This window comes from Spirillospora albida (assembly GCF_000718255.1).
GTDB classification, from domain to species: domain Bacteria; phylum Actinomycetota; class Actinomycetes; order Streptosporangiales; family Streptosporangiaceae; genus Spirillospora; species Spirillospora albida.
On record NZ_JOFJ01000008.1, the window covers coordinates 137,274 to 154,730 of the forward strand.

A 17,457-nucleotide genomic window follows, 5' to 3' on the forward strand; every position below is an offset into this window, starting at 1 on the left:
TCCTCACCCGAGATCCGCGGGGTCGGTGTTCGCTCCGCAGAGCACGACGACGATCCGTTCACCGGGCTCCGGACGGTAGGCGCCCGTGCGGAGCGCCGCGACGGCGGATGCCGTGCCGTGCTCGACGACGAGGCGGTACTCCGCCCACAGGAAACGGCGGGCCTCGATGATGGCCTCGTCCGGGACGAGGACGGAGCGGACGCCGGTCCGGGCGGCGACCGCGTAGGCGATGTCGCCCAGCCGGGTCGCGCCCAGGGAGTCGGCGGCGATCCCCGAGACGTCCACGTCGACCGGTCCTCCCGCGCGCAGAGCGCGCTCCAGGGTCGGGATGGTCTCCGGCTCGACGCCCACGACGCGCGCGTCCCCCTCCAGAGCGGCGGCCACGCCCGCCATCAGTCCGCCCCCGCCGACGGCCAGCAGCGCCGTGTCGAACCCACCGGTCTGCTCCAGGAGCTCCAGGCCGAGCGTGCCCTGCCCGGCGCACACGTCCGGCTGGTCGTAGGCGTGGCAGAACAGGGCGCCGGTGTCCGCCGCGTGGGCGATGGCGGCCTCGTACGCGCCCGAGTACCGGTCGCCCTTCTGGACGACCGTCGCCCCGGCCGCGCGCAGCGCCGCGACCTTCACCGCGGGAGCGGTCTCCGGGACGAACACCTCCGCGGGCACGTCCGCCCGCGCGGCCGCGTACGCGAAGGCGAGGCCGGCGTTGCCGCCGGAAGCGGCGACGATCCCGGCCCGGGGGATCCGTCCGTCCGCCTTGGCGGAGAGGACGCGGTTGAACGCGCCGCGGGCCTTGAACGACCCGGTGTACTGCGTGTGCTCCAGCTTCAGCCACATCCGCGCCGCCGGGGCTGGCGGCCCGGGGTCGACCTCGAGGAGCGGCGTCCGCCGGACCCGGCCGGCGACGCGTGCGGCGGCGGCGTCGACGTCCGCGCGTGTGATCAAGGGGGTGTCCTCTCGGGTGGGCGAGGTCGCGGCACGGTCGGGTGAGAATTTCTCCGCGCCGCGTCGTGGCAGGTGACGATGGTATGCGGTGGGCGGGGCGCGGCCCGGCCAGTGGGAATCGCGCTCGCCGGCGAGTAACTTTTCCCCGTAGGCACGATTCTCGTGCGCGTGGGAAGGAAGCCGTGAGCACCGACGCCGACGACCTGGCGGGGACCATGCCGTCCCCGCCCGCCGGGGCCCCCGCGGCGGGCCGGGGCCACGCGGGACCGACCGTCCTGCGCATGCTGGTCGGCGCGGAACTGCGCCGCATGCGCGAGTCGGCCGGCATCTCCACCGAGACCGCCGGATACGAGATCCGCGGCTCCCACTCCAAGATCAGCCGGATGGAGCTCGGGCGGGTCGGCTTCAAGGAACGCGACGTCGCCGACCTGATGACCTTCTACGGCGTCACCGACACCGCCCTCCGCGACTCCCTGCTGGAACTCGTCCAGCACGCGAACAGGCCCGGCTGGTGGCAGCGGTACTCGGACGTGGTGCCGTCCTGGTCCGAGGCGTACCTCGGGCTGGAGCAGGGCGCCGACGTCATCCGCACGTTCGAGGTGCAGAGCGTCCCGGAACTCCTCCAGACGCCGGAGTACGCGCGCGCCCTGATCACCGTGTGCCACCCGGAGGCCGCCCCCGAGGAGATCGACCGGAGGGTGGAGCTGCGGATGCTGCGCCAGGGCGTCCTCGACCGCCCCGACCCGGTGCGGCTCTGGGCCGTCCTGGACGAGGCGGCCCTGCGCCGCGTGGTCGGCGGCGCCGCCACGATGTCCGCGCAGATCCGGCACCTGCTGGCGCTGGCGGAGAAGCAGAACGTCACCATCCAGGTGCTGCCGTTCGCCGCGGGCGGCCACCCCGCCGAGAGCGGCCCGGTCACGCTCCTGCGGTTCGCCGAGCCCGCCCTGCCGGACGTGGTCTACCTGGAGCAGCTCACCTGCGCCCTCTACCCGGACCGCCCGGCCGACGTCCAGCGGTACCGGGACGTCCTCGACCGGCTGGGCGTCCAGGCCGAACCCCCGGCCCGGACGCCCGACATCCTGCACGGCGTCCTCGCCGCCCTCCAGCGGGGGCCTATCGCTTGACCGCGCGGTAGGTCGCGATGATGACGCCCGTCTCGAAGACCTTCTGGTCGGCGAGCTCGAACGTCGCGGTGAAGTCCTGGGCGCCCAGCATCCCGACCGGCTCGCCGGTACCCGCGAAGACGGGGTGGATCCAGAGGCGCAGCTCGTCCAGCAGGCCGTGCCGGACGAGCGTCCGGGACACGTCGCCGAAGCCGTACTGCAGGATGTCCTGGCCGTCCTGCTCCTTCAGCGCGGCGACCGCGGCGGCGGTGTCGTCGCGCCGGATGACGGTGGTGTCGCCCCACGTCCCCTTCTCCAGCGAGTCGGACACGACGTAGTGGGGGAGGGTGTTCATCCGGACGCCGAAGTCGCCCGTCGACTCCTCCATCGCGGGCCACGCCTCCGCGAAGCCGTCGTAGGTCCGGCGGCCCATCAGCAGGGCGCCGGAGGAGAACAGCAGATCGTGGGCGTAGGCGGCGGCCTCCTCCTGGAAGTAGGCCGACGTCCAGTTCTGCGGGTTCTCGATGACACCGTCGAGCGAGACGTACGTCGAGTTGATGACCTTGCGCATGATGTGCTCCCTGCCTTGGACCGTGCTGTCGATGTCCCTACTGTGCTGCACCCCGTTTATGGATTTCTTACCGTCGTCCTCCGGCGCGTTATGGTGCCGCTCATGCGCTTCGGGGTTCTGGGACCGCTCGCCGTCTGGACGGATCTCGGCGTGCCCGTCCCCATTCCCGGCCTCAAGGTCCGCGCCCTGCTCGCCGACCTGCTCGTCCACGAGGGCCGCCCCGTCCCGGCCGACCGCCTGATCGACGACCTGTGGGGCGACACGGCCCCGGGGAACCCCGGCGCCTCCCTGTCGGTGCGGGTGTCGCAGCTGCGGCGCGTCCTGGAGGACGCCGAACCGGGCGCGCGGGCACTCGTCGCGACGCGTCCGGCCGGCTACGTCCTGGACGGCGGCGACGTGGACGCCGTCAGGTTCCGGGAGCTGCTGGCGGAGTCGCGCGCGACCGCGGACCCCTCGGCCAGGGCGCGGCTGCTGGCGGACGCGCTCGCGCTGTGGCGCGGCCCCGCGTTCGCGGACTTCGCCGACGAGGAGTTCACCCGCCCCGCCATCACCGCGCTAGAGGAACTGCACGTCACCGCCCTGGAGGAGCAGGCGGAGGCCAGGCTCGAGCTCGGCGAGCACGCCGCGCTCGCCGGTGAGCTCGCCGCCGCCGTGGCCGCGCACCCGCTGCGCGAACGGCTCCGCGCCGCGCACATGCGCGCCCTGTACGGGGCGGGACGGCAGAACGAGGCGCTCGAAGCCTACGAGCGGTACCGCACACTCCTCGCGGACGAACTGGGCCTCGATCCGGGGACGGAACTGGCCGGCCTCCAGACGGCCATCCTGAACCAGGACCCCGCGCTGGACCCGCCTGCGCCGCGGTCGAACCTGCCCGTCCCGTCCTCGGAACTCATCGGACGGGACGACTCCGTCACCGAGATCCGCGCACGCCTCGGCACCGCCCGCCTCGTCACCCTCACCGGCCCCGGAGGCGTGGGCAAGACACGCCTCGCGGTGGAGACCGCCGCGGGGCTCGCGGACGCCTACGCGGGAGGGGTGTGGATGGCCGAACTGGCGGCGCTCGACCGGTCCACCCTCCCCGACCTCACCGAGACCGTCACGGCCGTCCTGGACGTCCGGGACATGCCCGGCGCCCCGGCGGCGCCCCTGGACCGGCTCGCCGCGGCGCTGGGAGGCCGGCGCCTCCTGCTCGTGCTGGACAACTGCGAGCACGTGGTGGAGGACGCCGCCGCCCTCGCGGACGGGCTGCTCCGCCGCGTCCCGGGCATCCGGATCCTGGCGACCAGCCGGGAGCCGCTCGGCCTCGCCGGGGAGGTCGTGTGGGCGGTTCCTCCCCTCGCGCAGGAAAGCGCGGTACGGCTGTTCGCGGCGCGGGCGCGGGCGGCGTCGCGCGGGTTCCGGATGGACGAGACGACGGCGGACGCCGTGGCCGAACTGTGCCGCCGCCTCGACGGTCTGCCGCTCGCCCTGGAACTGGCCGCCACCCGCGTCCGGTCCCTCGGAGTGGACAAGCTCGTGGAACGCCTCGACGACCGGTTCCGGCTGCTGGGCACCGGCCACCGCGGCGCCCCCGCCCGGCAGCGCACCCTCACCGCGATGATCGACTGGAGCTGGGACCTGCTCGGGGAACCGGAGCGTGCCGTCCTGCGGCGGCTGGCGGTCCATGCCGACGGCTGCACGGTCGAAGCGGCGGAGGAGGTCTGCGCAGGGGGAGACGTGGACGAACTGGACGTCATGGACCTGCTCGTCCGGCTCGTCGACCGCTCCCTCGTCGTCATGTCGGACCGGCCCGGCGAGGAACCCCGGTACCGGCTCCTGGAATCGGTCGCCGCCTACAGCGCGGAGCGCCTCGTCCAGGCGGGTGAGCGAGAGACCACCCGCGACCGGCACCTCCGTTACCACCTCCATCTGGCGGAGGTCTCCGAAAAGGACCTGTACGGGCCGGATCAGCCCCGCCGGCTGCGGATCCTGGACGCGGAGGCCGCCAACCTGCGCACCGCCATCGACACCGCCGTCACCGCCCGCGACGCTCAGAGCGCGCTCGGGCTCGTCAACGCCCTCGCCTGGTACTGGTTCCTGCGAGGGCGGCTGAACGAGGCCCTCCGCTCGTTCGAGGCGGCGCTGGCGCTCGACGGCGGCTCGCCGGCCGCCCGCGCGAAGGCCGTCACCTGGCATACCGGACTCGGCATCCTCAAGGGGGCCGGTCCCGCCGCGATGTCCCGGCGCGCCGAGGCCCTCGCCCTCGTCGACGCGACCGGGGATCCCGCGCTGCGGGCGTGGGCGCGCTGGTTCCTCACGTTCGCCGCCTCCGAGCACGACGACGCGGCGGAGGGCGCGGTCGTCCTGGACGAGGCACTGACGGCCTTCCGCGCGTCCGGCGACCGCTGGGGCGAGGCCGCGGCGCTCCTGCTGCGCGCCAAGCACGCGCACGCGCACGGGGACCCCGGCGCCCTCGCCCGCGACGCGGCACGGGCCGCCGACCTGTTCACCGGCCTCGGCGACCGGTGGGGACGCCTCCAGGCCGGCGAATGGCTCGCCGCGGGCGCCGAGCTGACCGGCGACTACGAGCGCGCGGGCCGCCTCCAGCAGGAGGGGCAGCGGATGGCGGAGGAGCTGCGCCTGTGGCCGGACGTCGCCGTCCGGATGGCGTGGCGCGGCTGGACGGCGATGATGCTCGGCAGGCCCGCCGAGGCCCGGACCCTGTTCGGACGCGCGCACCGCGTCGGCGTGGAGCAGGGCCTGGCGCAGGCGGTGTCCTTCGCCGAGCTCGGTCTCGGGCTGACCGCGCGCAGGGAGGGACATCTGGACGAGGCGGAGGAGCGCCTGGGCCGCATGCTGCGATCGGTGCCGACGGACGGGTTCCCGCCCCTGTTCCTCCCCCTCGTCCAGGTGGGGCTCGGATACGTCGCGGAGGCGCGCGGGGACGCGGCCGCCGCCGTGACCTTCCAGCGCGACGCCCTCGCGGTCGCTATCCGGCTGGAGGCGCCGCGCGACCTCGCGTTCTCCCTGGAGGGCCTCGCCGGTGCCCTGAGCCTCCACCCCGACCGCCACCGGGAGGCCGCGGCGGCGCTCGGCAAGGCCGCCGACATCCGCGCGTCCGCCCGGCTGCGCCCGGGGCCGGCCGAACAGGACGACATCGACCGCATCACGGCCCGCCTGGCCGGGGCCCTGGGCGAGGAGGCGTTCGCCAAGGCGGCGGCCGAGGGCTCCTCGCTGGAGCCGGCGGACATCCTCCGGCGCGCGGAGCAGGCGCCTCCCCGGGGTCCCTCCGTCTGGTCCGCCCCTGATCAGGCGCGATAGTAGGACCATGCCGTCCACGTTCCGCCGCCCCGGCTTCGTCTGCACCGACCATTTCCTGGACGTCCCGCTCGACCACTCGGCACCGGACGGGCCGTCCATCCGCATCTACGCGCGGGAGGTCGTGGCGCCGGGCAAGGAGTCCGCGGACCTCCCCTGGCTGCTGTTCCTCCAGGGCGGCCCCGGCAACAAGGCGGTGCGCCCGGGGGCGTCACCCGCCGCCTGGCTCCCGCGCGCGCTCCGCGACTACCGCGTCCTGCTCCTGGACCAGCGCGGAACCGGGCGCAGCGCACCCGCGGACCGGCGGACGCTCCCGGCGGCCCCGGCGGAGGCCGCCGCCCACCTGCGCCACTTCCGCGCCGACTCCATCGTGCGGGACGCCGAACTGCTCCGCCGCCACCTCATCGGCGACCGCCCCTGGAGCGTCCTCGGGCAGAGCTTCGGCGGCTTCTGCGCGGTGACGTACCTGTCGATCGCGCCGGAGGGGCTCCGGGAGGCGTTCATCACCGGCGGCCTGCCCAGCCTCACCGCGACCCCGGACGACTGGTACCGCGCGTCCTACCGCGGCATCGCCGCCAAGAACGAGCGCTACTTCGCCCGCTACCCGGACGACCAGGCGATCGCCCGCCGCATCGCGCGGCACCTCGACGCGTCCGACGAACGGCTCCCCACCGGGGAGCGGCTGACCGCGCGCCGCTTCCAGACGGTCGGCCTCGGCCTCGGCCACTCCGTCCTCTTCGACAACCTCCACTACCTCCTGGAGGAGGCGTTCCTCCCGGACGGGCGGCTCTCCGACACCTTCCTGCGAGGCGTCCACGACCACGTCTCGTTCGCGCTCCAGCCCCTCTACGCGCTCGTGCACGAGGCGTGCCTCTGCAACGGGACGTCATCGAACTGGTCGGCCGACAGGATCCTCGCCGGACTCCCCGAGTTCGACCCGCTCGCGGACGACTTCCGCTTCCTGGGCGAGACCATCCACCCGTGGCTCTTCGAGGAGGACCCCGCACTGGCCCCGCTGCGCGAGTGCGCCGACATCCTGGCGGCGCAGGAGTGGCCGGCCCTCTACGACCGCGACCGCCTCGCGTCCACGACCGTCCCGGTCGCCGCCGCCGTCTACTACGACGACATGTACGTGCACCGGGAGATGTCGCTGGAGACAGCGGATGTCATCCCGGGCATCCGCACCTGGGTGACGAGCGAGTACGAGCACAACGGCCTCTCCGCGGACGCACGCGTCCTCGACCACCTCATCGGCCTCATGCGGGGTGAGAAATAGTCTTCCCCCGGACGTAGACCCAGGCGTCGTCGTGCTTCACGAACCGGCTCACCTCATGCATGACGCCGTCCCCGTACGACGCCCGGAACTCGACGACCCCCTTGGTGTCGGACCGCCCGCCGTCCTCCACCCGGAGGATCTCCAGGCCCGTCCACCGCAGCTCGGGATCGAACTCCACCGTCGCGGGACGCGTCGCGGGATGCCAGCTCCGCAGCAGATACGCCTCGTCCCGCTTGACGAACGCGCTGTACCGCGACCGCATCAGCTCCTCGGCGGTCAGCGCGCGCGCCGCCCCGCGGTGCAGACGACCACAGCACTCCCCGTAACCTCCACCGACCCCGCAAGGACACCCAGCCACCCGCCCATTGTCCACAGCGCGCAATCAGCCCTCCACACCGGTCGCGCCGCGGGGCGCACCGACCGGCTTCGACTCGGGCGACCCGCGCTGGCGCAGGAAGATGGACAGCCACACCATGGACGCCACGGCCAGGAACTCCGACTGCCAGTTCTGCAGCGACCTGTTCCAGAAATCGGCGGACACCACATAGCCGACCCAGGACACCGTCTCCTGCCGCTCCGCGAGCCGGTCGCCGTTGTACGCGAACCGTCCCGCCACCGACTGCGCGAACCAGGACGCCAGGAACAGCGCGCCCATCGTCAGCCCGAGCGATCGCGAGAACAGCGGCCCCCGCACCCCGCCCACCCGGGCCCAGCGCGGCGCGTCCGGCCCGGCGTAGCGGCCGACCTGCTGGTCCTCGTCCGACTCGGTGCCCTCCTTCCCGATCTCCTTGGACTCGGGCGACCCGCGCTGCACCAGCCAGACCGTCATGAAGATGTAGAGGAAGAACTGCAGGTACTCGGACTGCCAGTTCTCCGTGACATCGACGGCGAACTCCGCGCTCGTCACGAAGTGCCACAGGCTCACCGTCCCGCCGCCGCCCGCGACCTGCCGCTCGTTGTACCGCGCGTGCCCGGCGAAGGCCTGCCCCACGAGGGCGAGCACCGTGAGCAGCAGGAAGAACAGCGTGAGCCCGTTGTCGCGCAGGAACCGCCTCACGCCTCCACCTCGCACGCGTACGGCTCGTCCGGACGCGCCTCGCACCCCGCCGCCGCGACCCGCCACCCCGGCCCCCACCGGCTCAGGAAGACGGCCTGCCCACCGGCCCGGACGAGCGCGTGGTCGCCCCATACCTCGACGCCGCGCACCCCACCCACCGCCACGTCCAGCCCGAGGACCTCGTCCGCGCACGCCTTCCCGCCCGACTCCAGGCTCTCCGCGGCCCGGGGCAGCAACCGGGCGCAGGCGCCGGCCCCGTCCCCTTTCTGCAGCGCCCGCAGGAACGCCGCCGCCTCATCCGCCACCGCCCGATCGTCGACGGACGAGCAGGACACCGCCCCCACCAGCACGAACCCGAACGCGACACCCCCTCTCCACCTCATGCGCAAGCCCTACCCGCCGCTCACCGGAAGCAACGCGGTGACAACCGCACGCGAGCAGCCGAATCGGAGCCTGGCCTGGACATGCTCCGTGCCGACGGGCGAGCCGGAAGAGACGGCCATAGGCGGCCATGGCGCGGATCAGCGGGCACCTGGCGGACCCGTCGTTCTCGGCGGACCCGTCCCGGCAATCGTGGTTCTCGCGGTTGCCGGGGCCGGTTTCGGCCTCCTCGTTTCGGCGTGCGGTGGACGCTCTTCGACCGGCCGACTGGTGATACTGCGATGTGTAGCGAGAGGCATGGAATCGTCACTGATCGCGGGGGACGGCGATGACTTCAGGCATCCGGCGGAGGGTGTGGGCCGGGGTGGGGACGGTCGCGGTGGCCGCCGCTGTGAACGTGGCGACCGGCATGTTCACGGAGAGGTGGACGCTGGCCTGGGGCCTTTGCGCCGTGGTCGTGGTCGTGGTCGGAGGGGTCCTGCAGGCATGGCTGACCGTGGGTGACGGACGCGCGGAGCAGAGCCCCGAGCCCGCGTCCCAGGTGGCCGAGGACGTGACGGTGGGCGGCTCGGCGTCGCAGGAGATGCACGGTCCCGGGCAGCAGCGGATCACGCGGTCGGAGGTAGAGGGCGACCTGTCCCAGATCCAGCGGAGCGACCGCCATGACCCGCGAGGTTGATCTTTCGCCTCGCCGAGGCCCGGGGGCGTGATGGGGAGTTCCGATTCCGGGGAGAGCAGCGGGCCGAAGGATGACGGCGCGCGGCAGCACGTTTCGCACACCAGGGTGGGCCGCGACCTCTACCAGCTGAGCGGGAACGTCGGCGTGCTCACCCTGTCCAGGTTCCTCATCGGAATGGCGGTCGTGCTGGTGGTGACCATCGTGATCGTCGGAGCGTTCTACGTGCGCGGGCAGATCAGGGACCCGGAACGCGAGGCATCGGACGGAGCCGCCGGGCAGCGACCCGTGGCGGGAGCAGCGCCGTCCGGGTCCGCGCCGACCACCCCGTCCGCCACCGAGCCGCTGATCAAAGCGGTGACGGACACCAATCCGCTCAACCTGCGATCGCGTGAACTCCTGGAGATGTACGGACGGCAAGAGGATTGGATCATTCCCAGCCCTCGGGTCGTCCGGGGCGCTCCGAAGGTCAATGGCGAACGCCTCTCGGACGGCTTGTACCGGTTCGTCAAAGAACGCGGCGGTGTAGCGGTGAACCGTCTCTTCTTCAGCGTCACAGTGCAGAACCTGACGGGCGGGGCGGCCGCTCTTCGCAGCATGCGGGTCACGGACCTGGCATGCGGGCCACCGCTCAAAGGCACACGCCTCTGGTCAGGTGGGGGCGCCGATCCGCTGACGCCACGGGTCATCCTGCTCGACCTGGACTCCGCGGAGCCCAAGCCGCTGCTCTTTCCCCGCCTCCCAGAGGACCGGTCCGGCGATGACGGCGCATCCAAGATCGACCCCAGAGCGGCTCAGCCCTTCGGATTCACACTCGCCGAGGGGGAAACGGAGTCGTTCGATGTGATGACGCTGTCCTTCAAGCATCGGAGCTGCCGATTCAGGCTGGCGATCACCGCGACGCTCAACGGCCGCAACGAGCAGATCGTCGTGGACGACGGCGGCGCTCCGTTCGCGGTGGCCGGCAATCCCGCACTGGACTACTGGACGTACTTTCCCAGGGAACCATGGGAGTCGCGGTGGTTACGTGACGTCCCGCCGGCTGAGGAACCATGGAAGCGCAGCCCCAGCGAACCCTTGGAGCAGACCACCCCCTGACCGTCTACATCTTCGGGTGCGTGCCACGGGGTGCACCGGACGACAAGATCGGCTCTGCGGCCGCACCGAGCAAGGATCCCTCGGCCCGCATCGGGACCGAGGGCTCGCATGAGGCCGGTGAGGGGTCAGGGGAGGTCGAGTTCGCCGCGCTTCGCACGCTCGGCGAACGCACGCCAGTCGGCGGCGCCGAACACCAGGTGAGGAGCCTGGGGAGCCTTGGAGTCCCGCACGCCGATGTTTCGTCCGAGGTACGCAACTTCCACGCAGTCACTCTGGCCGGAGGTGCCACTGTGGGCGGACTTGCGCCAAACGGGTCAATGAAGCCCCTCCACGGCTTGCGTGATCAGCTCGATCGAGGCGCCGACGGGCAAAGCCAGGTCGCTGATGCGGTCGAACCGCAGCCGGAACGAGCGGACCTCTGTTGAGTCCACGACCAGTCTTCCACCTCCGCATGCCTCTGTGTAGGCGATCTCGGCGTTTCCAGCCGTCATGATCTTGAATGAACCGTCGCGGCCGACATGCGCGCCGACGTGGCGAGGGACGACCCGGAAAGTGATGTTCGGGTGTTGCGCCCACTCCAGAACCGAGGCGAGTTGGGCACGCATGATCCTTTGGCCTCCGACCGGCTGCTCGATGACTCCTTGGTCGAGGAACACGCGCATGATGGGGCCTGGGTCGCGATTGAGGACCTCCTGCCGCTTCATGCGCTTCGCGAGGTGGGCGTCGACATCCTGTGGACCCGCTGCCGCCAAGATGGCCCTGGCGTACCCCCCGGGCGCACCGGCCGCGCCGCTCCAAGACGCTGGACGGGCGGTTCTTCAAAGGCACCGTCGAGGAGGCCGTCGAAGCCGCCCGCCGCAAGGTCGAAGAGTTGTGGACCGCTCTGGAGCAGGTCGACGACTGACAGCCGTGACGGGAGCCCTGGCAAGACCGCGCTCCCGAGCCCGGCTGACTGGGGAGAACCGACGCCGGCCACCTTCCGCCGCGCCTTCCGCCCGGTGCGCCGTACGGCTCGCTCCCACAAGGCGTTGCACAACCGCACACAGCGCGAAGCCCCTGACCGGCGTCGGTCAGGGGCTTGCTCTTGTCGATGATCCCGGTGCCCCCGGCAGGATTCGAACCTGCGGCACCCGCTTTAGGAGAGCGGTGCTCTATCCCCTGAGCTACGGAGGCGTGTCGTCGCACGAGCGAGCGTAGCGGACGGCCTCTCTAGCCTAGGGGAAGAAGGGTGCTGGGTGCCTACTCTTATGGGGTGATTTGTGGGCCCTAGGCCCAAAGGTGCAGGTGAGGTACGCTGCGGTCCCGTGACGGGTCGGCATCGTGGGCAGCTGGACGGCGAGGCTGCGGAGAAGCGGGCACCCGGGAAGAAGCGGATCGCTCTTCTCGCCGGTGGCGCCGCTGTTCCGCTGCTGCTGGCCGGTGTGATCGCGTTCGGCGGGTCGGACGGATCGGAGCCGCGCGGGCGCAGCGATGCCGGGGCGGCGGGCCCGCAGGCGGCGCCGGAGCCGACGCTCGGGGTGTACGTGGCCCCGGCCCCGCGCCCGGAGGCGGAGACCAAGGCGCCGGTCCCGGCCCGGGTTCCGGTGAGGCCGGCCGCCACGCCGACGAAGCGGCCCTCGACCCGTCCCACGCCGACCGCCAGGCGGCCCGAACAGCCGGAACGGCCGGAGCGGTGCCCCCTGCCCTTCTTGCGCAGGTGGTGCGAACGGCATGGTTACGCTACTCCCTGAGCACGAAAGAGCCTGGTCACCGTGAACGTGTAGTAGCGTTCTGCCGCTGTCAGGCATTTGGGCATCAGGAGGAAAACCACTGTGCCGAAACCTCGGTCGGCGGCGCTGACCGCGGGCTTCCTGGTGATGGCGATGCTGGTGCCGCAGGGCGCCGTGGCCGCCGACCCGGTCGACACCCTCGAGTCGCTGCGCCGGGAGGCCACGAAGGCCCGCACGGAGCTGGAGAAGGCCACCGCGGAGATGGTGGACCGCCGCAAGGCGCTCGCCGTGTCCCAGGTCAAGCTGCGGAACACGCTGAGGGACCTCGCGGTGGCGGAGACGGAGCTCGACCGGATCAGGGAGCCGCTCGCCCGGCTCGCGAACTCGGCGTACCAGCAGTCGGGCGCCGTCGGTTCCCTGTCGGTCTTCGGGGAGGGCGAGCCGGACGCCGCGCTGCGGGCGTCGGCGGACGTGACGATGCTCGCCCAGTCCCAGCAGGCGCTGGTGGACCGCGCGGACGCGCTGCAGAAGCGCCGGCGGGAGCTCGCGTCCACCGCGCAGGACCTCCAGTCCCGCAACGCGATCGAGCAGACGAAGGTGCAGCAGCAGATCGACGGGCTGAAGGAGCGGTCGGCGCAGCTCACGAAGCAGCTCACCACCGCGCTCGGCAAGGTCGGGCGCGACACGCGGCTCGAGTTCGGGTGCGACAAGACCCTCGCCGACGACGCCGGGCAGTTCCCGAACGGGTTGATCCCGTCCAAGTACCTGTGTCCGCTGCCGCAGCGGGGGAACCAGCTCCGCGCGGACGCGGCGCTCGCCTTCTACAAGTTGAACGCCGCGTACCGGCGCAGGTTCGGCCGCGACATGTGCGTCACGGACTCCTACCGCAACCTCGCCGAGCAGCATCGGATCTACTCGGCGCGGCCCGGGTTCGCGGCCGTTCCCGGCACCAGCAACCACGGCAAGGGGCAGGCCCTCGACCTGTGCGGCGGTGTGCAGAGCTCCGGGTCGCTCCAGTTCAACTGGATGGAGGCCAACTCGCGGAAGTACGGGTGGTTCCATCCGTCGTGGGCCTACAGCAACCCGTTCGAGCCCTGGCACTGGGAGTTCGGCACAGCGCAATGACCTAGCGCGGCATCTCCGTGGTGGGCACGATCTCGCTGGTGCAGTAGCGGCAGCGCCGCGCCTGGACGGGGACGTCGCCGAGGCACTGCGGGCATTCCCGCTCGGTGGCCTCCTGCTTGCGGTCGAGACGCTCCAGCAGCTTCTGCGTCGGCAGGACGACGAGGAAGTACACGATCGTGGCCGTGATGACGAACGTGATCGCGGACGTCACGAACACCCCGTACGGGAACTTCGTGCCGCTGATCTCCACCGTCAGGCGGGTGTAGTCGGGCTTGCCGCCGAGCAGCGCGATCAGCGGGGTGATGAACGAGGTCGTGAAGTCCTTCACGAGGCTCGCGAACGCCGCGCCGACGACGAACGCGACCGCGAGTTCGACCAGGTTCCCGCGGAGCAGGAATTTCTTGAAGCCGCTCAAGGCCGCTCCCGAGGTGAGGGCGCCCCGGCCGCCGGGGACGCAGATGGACGGCGCCGAATCGGACACCGCGTATCGGTTCGATGGACGTCCAGAACCTACAGCGGGGAGGGCGTGCGCGAGCGCATCGACAGGCGGCGCGCACCGACCTGGCCCCGGACGAGGCCGCGTGGACGACAGCCGGAGGGCGGTTGCCCGCCTGCGGCGGGGGTGGACGGGCGGGGTCAGTGGGGCGTGATGGTCAGGGAGAGGGCGGGGCCCGCGGCCGCCAGGGCTCGGGCCTGGGGGCGGGTCGCCGCGACCAGCAGGAGCGCTCCTTCCTGTGCTTCGCCCTCCCCGCGGGGCGGTACCGCCATGACCGGGATGTCCGTGGCTATCGTGCGGGCCTCGGGGGCGCCGGACGGGGCGTCCGGGGTGGCGGCCAGGACGTCGATGCGCGTGCCGGGCCGGACGAGCCGGACGGTCGCGGCGTCGGCGATGCGGATCGGGGCGGCCACCGTGCCCGGCGGGTGGTCTCGGGCGAGGGTGCCGTCCAGGAGGCGGGCGTCGGTCAGGGGTTCGCCCCGCCGCACGGGACCGGCGAGGACGCGGCCGGTGGCGCCGGAGCGGAGGGCTCCGGACGGGACCGCCTCGGGCGGAAGCCGCGATGAGCGCAGATCGGTCTCGGTGAGCCTCGCGCCGGCGGGCAGGTCGCGGGCGGCGGCCAGGACGCGGACGGACGGGGCCTGTGCGGGCCGCAGGGCGTGCAGGGACAGGGCGGTCGCCGTGGCGGCCAGCACGGCCGCCAGCAGCCTTCTGAAGCGCGCTGACCGGACGGTCATGCCGGGCTCGGGGAAAGGGGCGCGCCGCCCCGGACGCGGTCCGGGGCGGCGGTGGGCGGGGAATCCGATGACATGGCGACGAACGTAGCCGGGGCGGCGGCGGGTCGGCGGAGTCGTCGCCGATTGTGGATAACTCAGCCGACCAGGACCTTCTCCCGTTCCGTTTCGCCGGAGTCCTGGGGGGACGCGAGGCGGCTCGGCGCCCAGATCCGCCGTCCGATGTCATAGGACAGGGCGGGCAGCAGGAGCGACCGCACGATCAGGGTGTCGAGCAGGACGCCGAACGCGACCACGAAGCCCATCTCCGCCATGGACACCAGCGGCAGCGTCGCCAGGGCGGCGAACGTGGCGGCGAGGACCAGGCCGGCGGAGGTGATGACGCCGCCGGTGACGGTCAGGCCGCGCTGGATCCCGCGCCGGGTGCCGAGGGACTGCGCCTCCTCCCGGACGCGGTGCATCAGGAAGATGTTGTAGTCGACGCCGAGGGCCACCAGGAAGATGAACGCCAGGAGCGGGAACCCGGTGTCGGTGCCCTCGAACCCGAAGACGTGCTTGAAGATGAGCGCGCAGGCGCCCAGGGACGCGAGGAACGACAGCACGACGGTCGCCATCATCAGCAGCGGTGCGACGAGCGCGCGCAGCAGCAGCACCAGGATGAGGAACACGACGGCCAGCACGATCGGGATGATGAGCATGTTGTCGCGGTCGGACGCCCGGTTGATGTCGAGGGTCGTCGCGGTGGTCCCGCCGACCTTCGCGTCCGCGGACGGGACCGCGTGCACGGCGTCGCGGAGCCGGTCGATGGTGTCCTGCGCGGCCTTGCTGTCGGCGGCGGCGCGCAGGGTCGCCTCGTACTGCACGTACCCGTTCACGGTGGCCGGACGGCCCAGTTCGGCGATGCCCGGCGTCTTCGTGATGGCGGCGGCGACCTCGTCGGACGCGGCGGCCTTGGCGATGACGACGGCGGGGTCGCCCGAGCCCGCCGGGAAGTGGCGGGCGACGACCTCGGCTCCGACGATGGAGTCGGGGCGTCCGGTGAACTGGCCCTCGTTGGAGAGGCCGTTCGCGTTGAGCGATCCGAGGCCGAACAGGAGCGCGGCCAGGCCGACGCTGGTGGCGGCCCAGAGCGCGCGCGGGTGGCGGCCGACGAACGCGGCGATCCGGCTCCAGATGCCGTGCTCGGCCTCGAACGCCTCGGGCGCGAGGTACTTGGCGTCGTAGCGGGGGACGAGCGGCCAGAAGAGCCAGCGTCCGAAGATGACGAGCAGCGCGGGCAGCAGCGTGGTCATGGAGGCGAGCGCGGTGATGACGCCCGCGGCGGCCACCGGGCCCATGCCGGCGGTGGAGTTCATCTCGGCGACCATGAGGCAGAGCAGGCCGACGGCGACGGTCGCGGCGGACGCGATGATGGCGGGGGCGGCGCGGTGCAGCGCGAACGCCATGGCCTCGTGCCGGTCCTCGTGGCGGTGCAGCTCCTCGCGGTACCGGGCGACGAGCAGGAGGGCGTAGTCGGTGGCGACCCCGAAGACGAGGACGGTCAGGATCCCGGCGCTCTGCCCGTTGACGGTCAGCCCGGCGTTCTTGGCGAGCAGGTAGACGACGGCCTGGGCGAGGCCGAGGGCGAAGACGGCGCTGAGGACGGGGACGAACCACAGCGTGGGGCTGCGGTAGATGATGAGCAGCAGGATGATCACGACGGCGCCGGCGGCCATCAGCAGGAAGCCGTCGATGGTCTCGAACACGGCGAACTGGTCCGCGCCGCCTCCGGCGGGGCCGGTGATGTGGGCCGCGAGGCCGGGCGGGCCCCGCTTGACGAGGTCGCGCGACTCGTCCACGACGTCGATCAGCTCGTCCTCGCCGGCGATCGGGATGAGCGTCTGGAGCGCCTTGCCGTCCTTGGACGGGAAGGGGCCCTGGGCCTTCTCGGTTCCGGGGAGACGGTCGATGGCGGCGATGTCCGCGGTGGCCTTGGCGCGGTCGGCGGCGGTGATGCCGGACGGGCGCTCGTAGACGATGACGGCGAGCATCGTCTCGTCCTCGCGGAACTGCTCCTGGAGCTCGACGACCTTCGTGGACTCGGCCCCCGCCGGGAGCCAGGCGGCCGCGTCGTTCTCCTCGACGTCGCCGAGCTTGCCGGCGAGGGGGCCGAGGGCGGCGAGCAGGACGACCCAGAGGGCGAGGACGGCCCACTTCGTCCGGCGGCCGGCGATCAGGCTTGCGACGCGGTGGGCCGGTGTTCTGGGGGGAGCCGGGCTGTGTGCGCTCATGGTTTCTCTCCGAAGGCGATCCGCGATGTCAGGCGTTCGACAATCGTCGCGTCGGAGGGCCCGCGGCGCCTCCGGCGGCGGTCCCTACTTGCGCTACTCCGTGTGCGGCAGGGGCGGCGCGTCCGCTACCACCAGAGGCGTAGGCGTCCCTGATACCGGCGGGGCCGCCGCCGACGGGACTCGGGCATGCAAGAACCCGGGGAGCCCACGTCAGGACGTGGATCCCCGGGTTCGCAGGCCGGGCGGCGCCCTCAGGGTCATCCCCCAGGCGCGGTCAGGGACGACCGAAACGGGCGCCGGGAGGCGGAACCCGGCGGCCTTCCGGGAGGAGTCAGGCGACCTTCTCGGAGGAGGAGGAACTCGTACCGGCCGAGGAGGACGCGGACGAGTCGCTCGCACCCGAGGAGGAGGCGGCCTTGTCGGCACCCGACGAGGACGATCCGTTGGAGGCGGGCGCGTCCGACCCCGCACCCGACGTGGAGGTCGCAGGCGAGCCCACCGTCGAGGAGGACTTGCCGGAGCCGCGGCTGTCGGTCCGGTAGAAGCCGGACCCCTTGAAGATGATGCCCGCGGCGGAGAAGACCTTGCGGAGCCGGCCCTGGCACGCCGGGCATTCGGTCAGCGCGTCGTCGCTGAACTTCTGCACGACCTCCAGAGGCTCGCCGCAATCGGTGCAAACGTACTGGTACGTCGGCACGGTTTCCTCCTCGATGACGCAGCCG

The 17,457-nt window shown here is 72.3% G+C and carries 17 protein-coding genes, 1 tRNA gene and 1 pseudogene; 7 read left to right on the top strand and 12 right to left on the bottom strand.

All coding sequences use genetic code 11. The features are described 5' to 3' along the window. Positions 1–3: 3 nt before the first annotated feature. Positions 4–942, bottom strand: a complete 939-nt coding sequence (locus IE99_RS0113270) for a threonine/serine dehydratase (RefSeq protein WP_030169077.1) — start codon at positions 940–942, stop codon at positions 4–6. 182 nt (positions 943–1,124) lie between these two features. Between IE99_RS0113270 and IE99_RS0113275 the strand changes: the two genes are divergently transcribed. After that, entirely contained in the window at positions 1,125–2,066 is a 942-nt protein-coding gene (locus tag IE99_RS0113275; protein ID WP_342666215.1) for a helix-turn-helix domain-containing protein, read from the top strand. Here IE99_RS0113275 and IE99_RS0113280 read toward each other — a convergent pair. Next, positions 2,056–2,616, bottom strand: coding sequence for a dihydrofolate reductase family protein (locus IE99_RS0113280; protein ID WP_030169082.1), 561 nt, complete (start codon positions 2,614–2,616; stop codon positions 2,056–2,058). The genes IE99_RS0113275 and IE99_RS0113280 overlap by 11 nt on opposite strands. A 102-nt stretch (positions 2,617–2,718) precedes the next feature. On the opposite strand from IE99_RS0113280, the gene IE99_RS0113285 reads away from it, so the two are divergent. Further along, positions 2,719–5,916 (top strand): AfsR/SARP family transcriptional regulator, encoded by a 3,198-nt coding sequence (locus IE99_RS0113285; protein WP_037559346.1) that lies wholly within the window; start codon positions 2,719–2,721, stop codon positions 5,914–5,916. A gap of 7 nt (positions 5,917–5,923) precedes the next feature. Continuing rightward, entirely contained in the window at positions 5,924–7,189 is a 1,266-nt protein-coding gene (locus IE99_RS0113290; RefSeq protein ID WP_030169087.1) for an alpha/beta fold hydrolase, read from the top strand. Here IE99_RS0113290 and IE99_RS29115 read toward each other — a convergent pair. Genes IE99_RS29115 through IE99_RS0113305 form a run of 3 tightly spaced genes read right to left on the bottom strand, consistent with a single transcriptional unit; the run spans position 7,170 to position 8,629 of the window. After that, entirely contained in the window at positions 7,170–7,562 is a 393-nt protein-coding gene (locus IE99_RS29115; protein ID WP_030169090.1) for a YchJ family protein, read from the bottom strand. The genes IE99_RS0113290 and IE99_RS29115 overlap by 20 nt on opposite strands. 9 nt (positions 7,563–7,571) lie before the next feature. Then, positions 7,572–8,246 carry a DUF6766 family protein gene (locus IE99_RS0113300; RefSeq protein ID WP_030169094.1) on the bottom strand — a complete coding sequence of 225 codons (675 nt, stop codon included), beginning with the start codon at positions 8,244–8,246 and terminating at the stop codon, positions 7,572–7,574. Next, positions 8,243–8,629 carry a hypothetical protein gene (locus IE99_RS0113305; protein WP_051712460.1) on the bottom strand — a complete coding sequence of 129 codons (387 nt, stop codon included), beginning with the start codon at positions 8,627–8,629 and terminating at the stop codon, positions 8,243–8,245. Before IE99_RS0113305 ends, IE99_RS0113300 begins: the two co-directional genes overlap by 4 nt. 326 nt (positions 8,630–8,955) lie before the next feature. Between IE99_RS0113305 and IE99_RS0113310 the strand changes: the two genes are divergently transcribed. Then, positions 8,956–9,306: a hypothetical protein gene (locus IE99_RS0113310; protein ID WP_030169101.1), complete on the top strand. Its 351-nt coding sequence runs from the start codon at positions 8,956–8,958 to the stop codon at positions 9,304–9,306. 30 nt (positions 9,307–9,336) lie between these two features. After that, positions 9,337–10,401 (top strand): hypothetical protein, encoded by a 1,065-nt coding sequence (locus IE99_RS0113315; RefSeq protein ID WP_030169113.1) that lies wholly within the window; start codon positions 9,337–9,339, stop codon positions 10,399–10,401. 125 nt (positions 10,402–10,526) lie between these two features. Here the strand turns inward: IE99_RS0113315 and IE99_RS0113320 are convergent. After that, positions 10,527–10,700: pseudogene (locus tag IE99_RS0113320) on the bottom strand (DUF397 domain-containing protein); the annotation flags it as partial. Between the two features lie 15 nt (positions 10,701–10,715). Continuing rightward, the gene (locus IE99_RS30270) at positions 10,716–11,153 is read right to left on the bottom strand and encodes a DUF5753 domain-containing protein (protein WP_245623184.1); all 438 of its coding nucleotides are present in this window, start codon (positions 11,151–11,153) and stop codon (positions 10,716–10,718) included. Here IE99_RS30270 and IE99_RS31845 point away from each other — a divergent pair. After that, a complete protein-coding gene (locus IE99_RS31845) occupies positions 11,135–11,305 on the top strand; it encodes a hypothetical protein (protein WP_157610263.1) in 171 nt (56 codons plus the stop codon). The two genes, IE99_RS30270 and IE99_RS31845, sit on opposite strands and share 19 nt — an antisense overlap. A 196-nt stretch (positions 11,306–11,501) precedes the next feature. On the opposite strand, the gene IE99_RS0113335 is transcribed toward IE99_RS31845, so the two are convergent. Next, positions 11,502–11,574 (bottom strand) — tRNA-Arg (locus IE99_RS0113335). Between the two features lie 638 nt (positions 11,575–12,212). Between IE99_RS0113335 and IE99_RS0113340 the strand changes: the two genes are divergently transcribed. Beyond that, positions 12,213–13,235: a D-alanyl-D-alanine carboxypeptidase family protein gene (locus IE99_RS0113340; protein ID WP_051712461.1), complete on the top strand. Its 1,023-nt coding sequence runs from the start codon at positions 12,213–12,215 to the stop codon at positions 13,233–13,235. A gap of 1 nt (position 13,236) precedes the next feature. On the opposite strand, the gene IE99_RS0113345 is transcribed toward IE99_RS0113340, so the two are convergent. The 4 genes from IE99_RS0113345 to IE99_RS0113360 all read right to left on the bottom strand — a co-directional run bounded on the left by IE99_RS0113345 (position 13,237) and on the right by IE99_RS0113360 (position 17,432). Further along, positions 13,237–13,650 (bottom strand): MscL family protein, encoded by a 414-nt coding sequence (locus IE99_RS0113345; protein ID WP_030169125.1) that lies wholly within the window; start codon positions 13,648–13,650, stop codon positions 13,237–13,239. A 221-nt stretch (positions 13,651–13,871) separates the two neighbouring features. Beyond that, positions 13,872–14,468 (bottom strand): Flp pilus assembly protein CpaB, encoded by a 597-nt coding sequence (gene cpaB, locus IE99_RS0113350; RefSeq protein ID WP_030169127.1) that lies wholly within the window; start codon positions 14,466–14,468, stop codon positions 13,872–13,874. A gap of 134 nt (positions 14,469–14,602) precedes the next feature. Further along, positions 14,603–16,735: an MMPL family transporter gene (locus tag IE99_RS0113355; RefSeq protein ID WP_051712462.1), complete on the bottom strand. Its 2,133-nt coding sequence runs from the start codon at positions 16,733–16,735 to the stop codon at positions 14,603–14,605. A 331-nt stretch (positions 16,736–17,066) separates the two neighbouring features. Further along, positions 17,067–17,432 carry an FmdB family zinc ribbon protein gene (locus tag IE99_RS0113360; protein ID WP_030169133.1) on the bottom strand — a complete coding sequence of 122 codons (366 nt, stop codon included), beginning with the start codon at positions 17,430–17,432 and terminating at the stop codon, positions 17,067–17,069. Between the last annotated feature and the right edge of the window lie 25 nt (positions 17,433–17,457).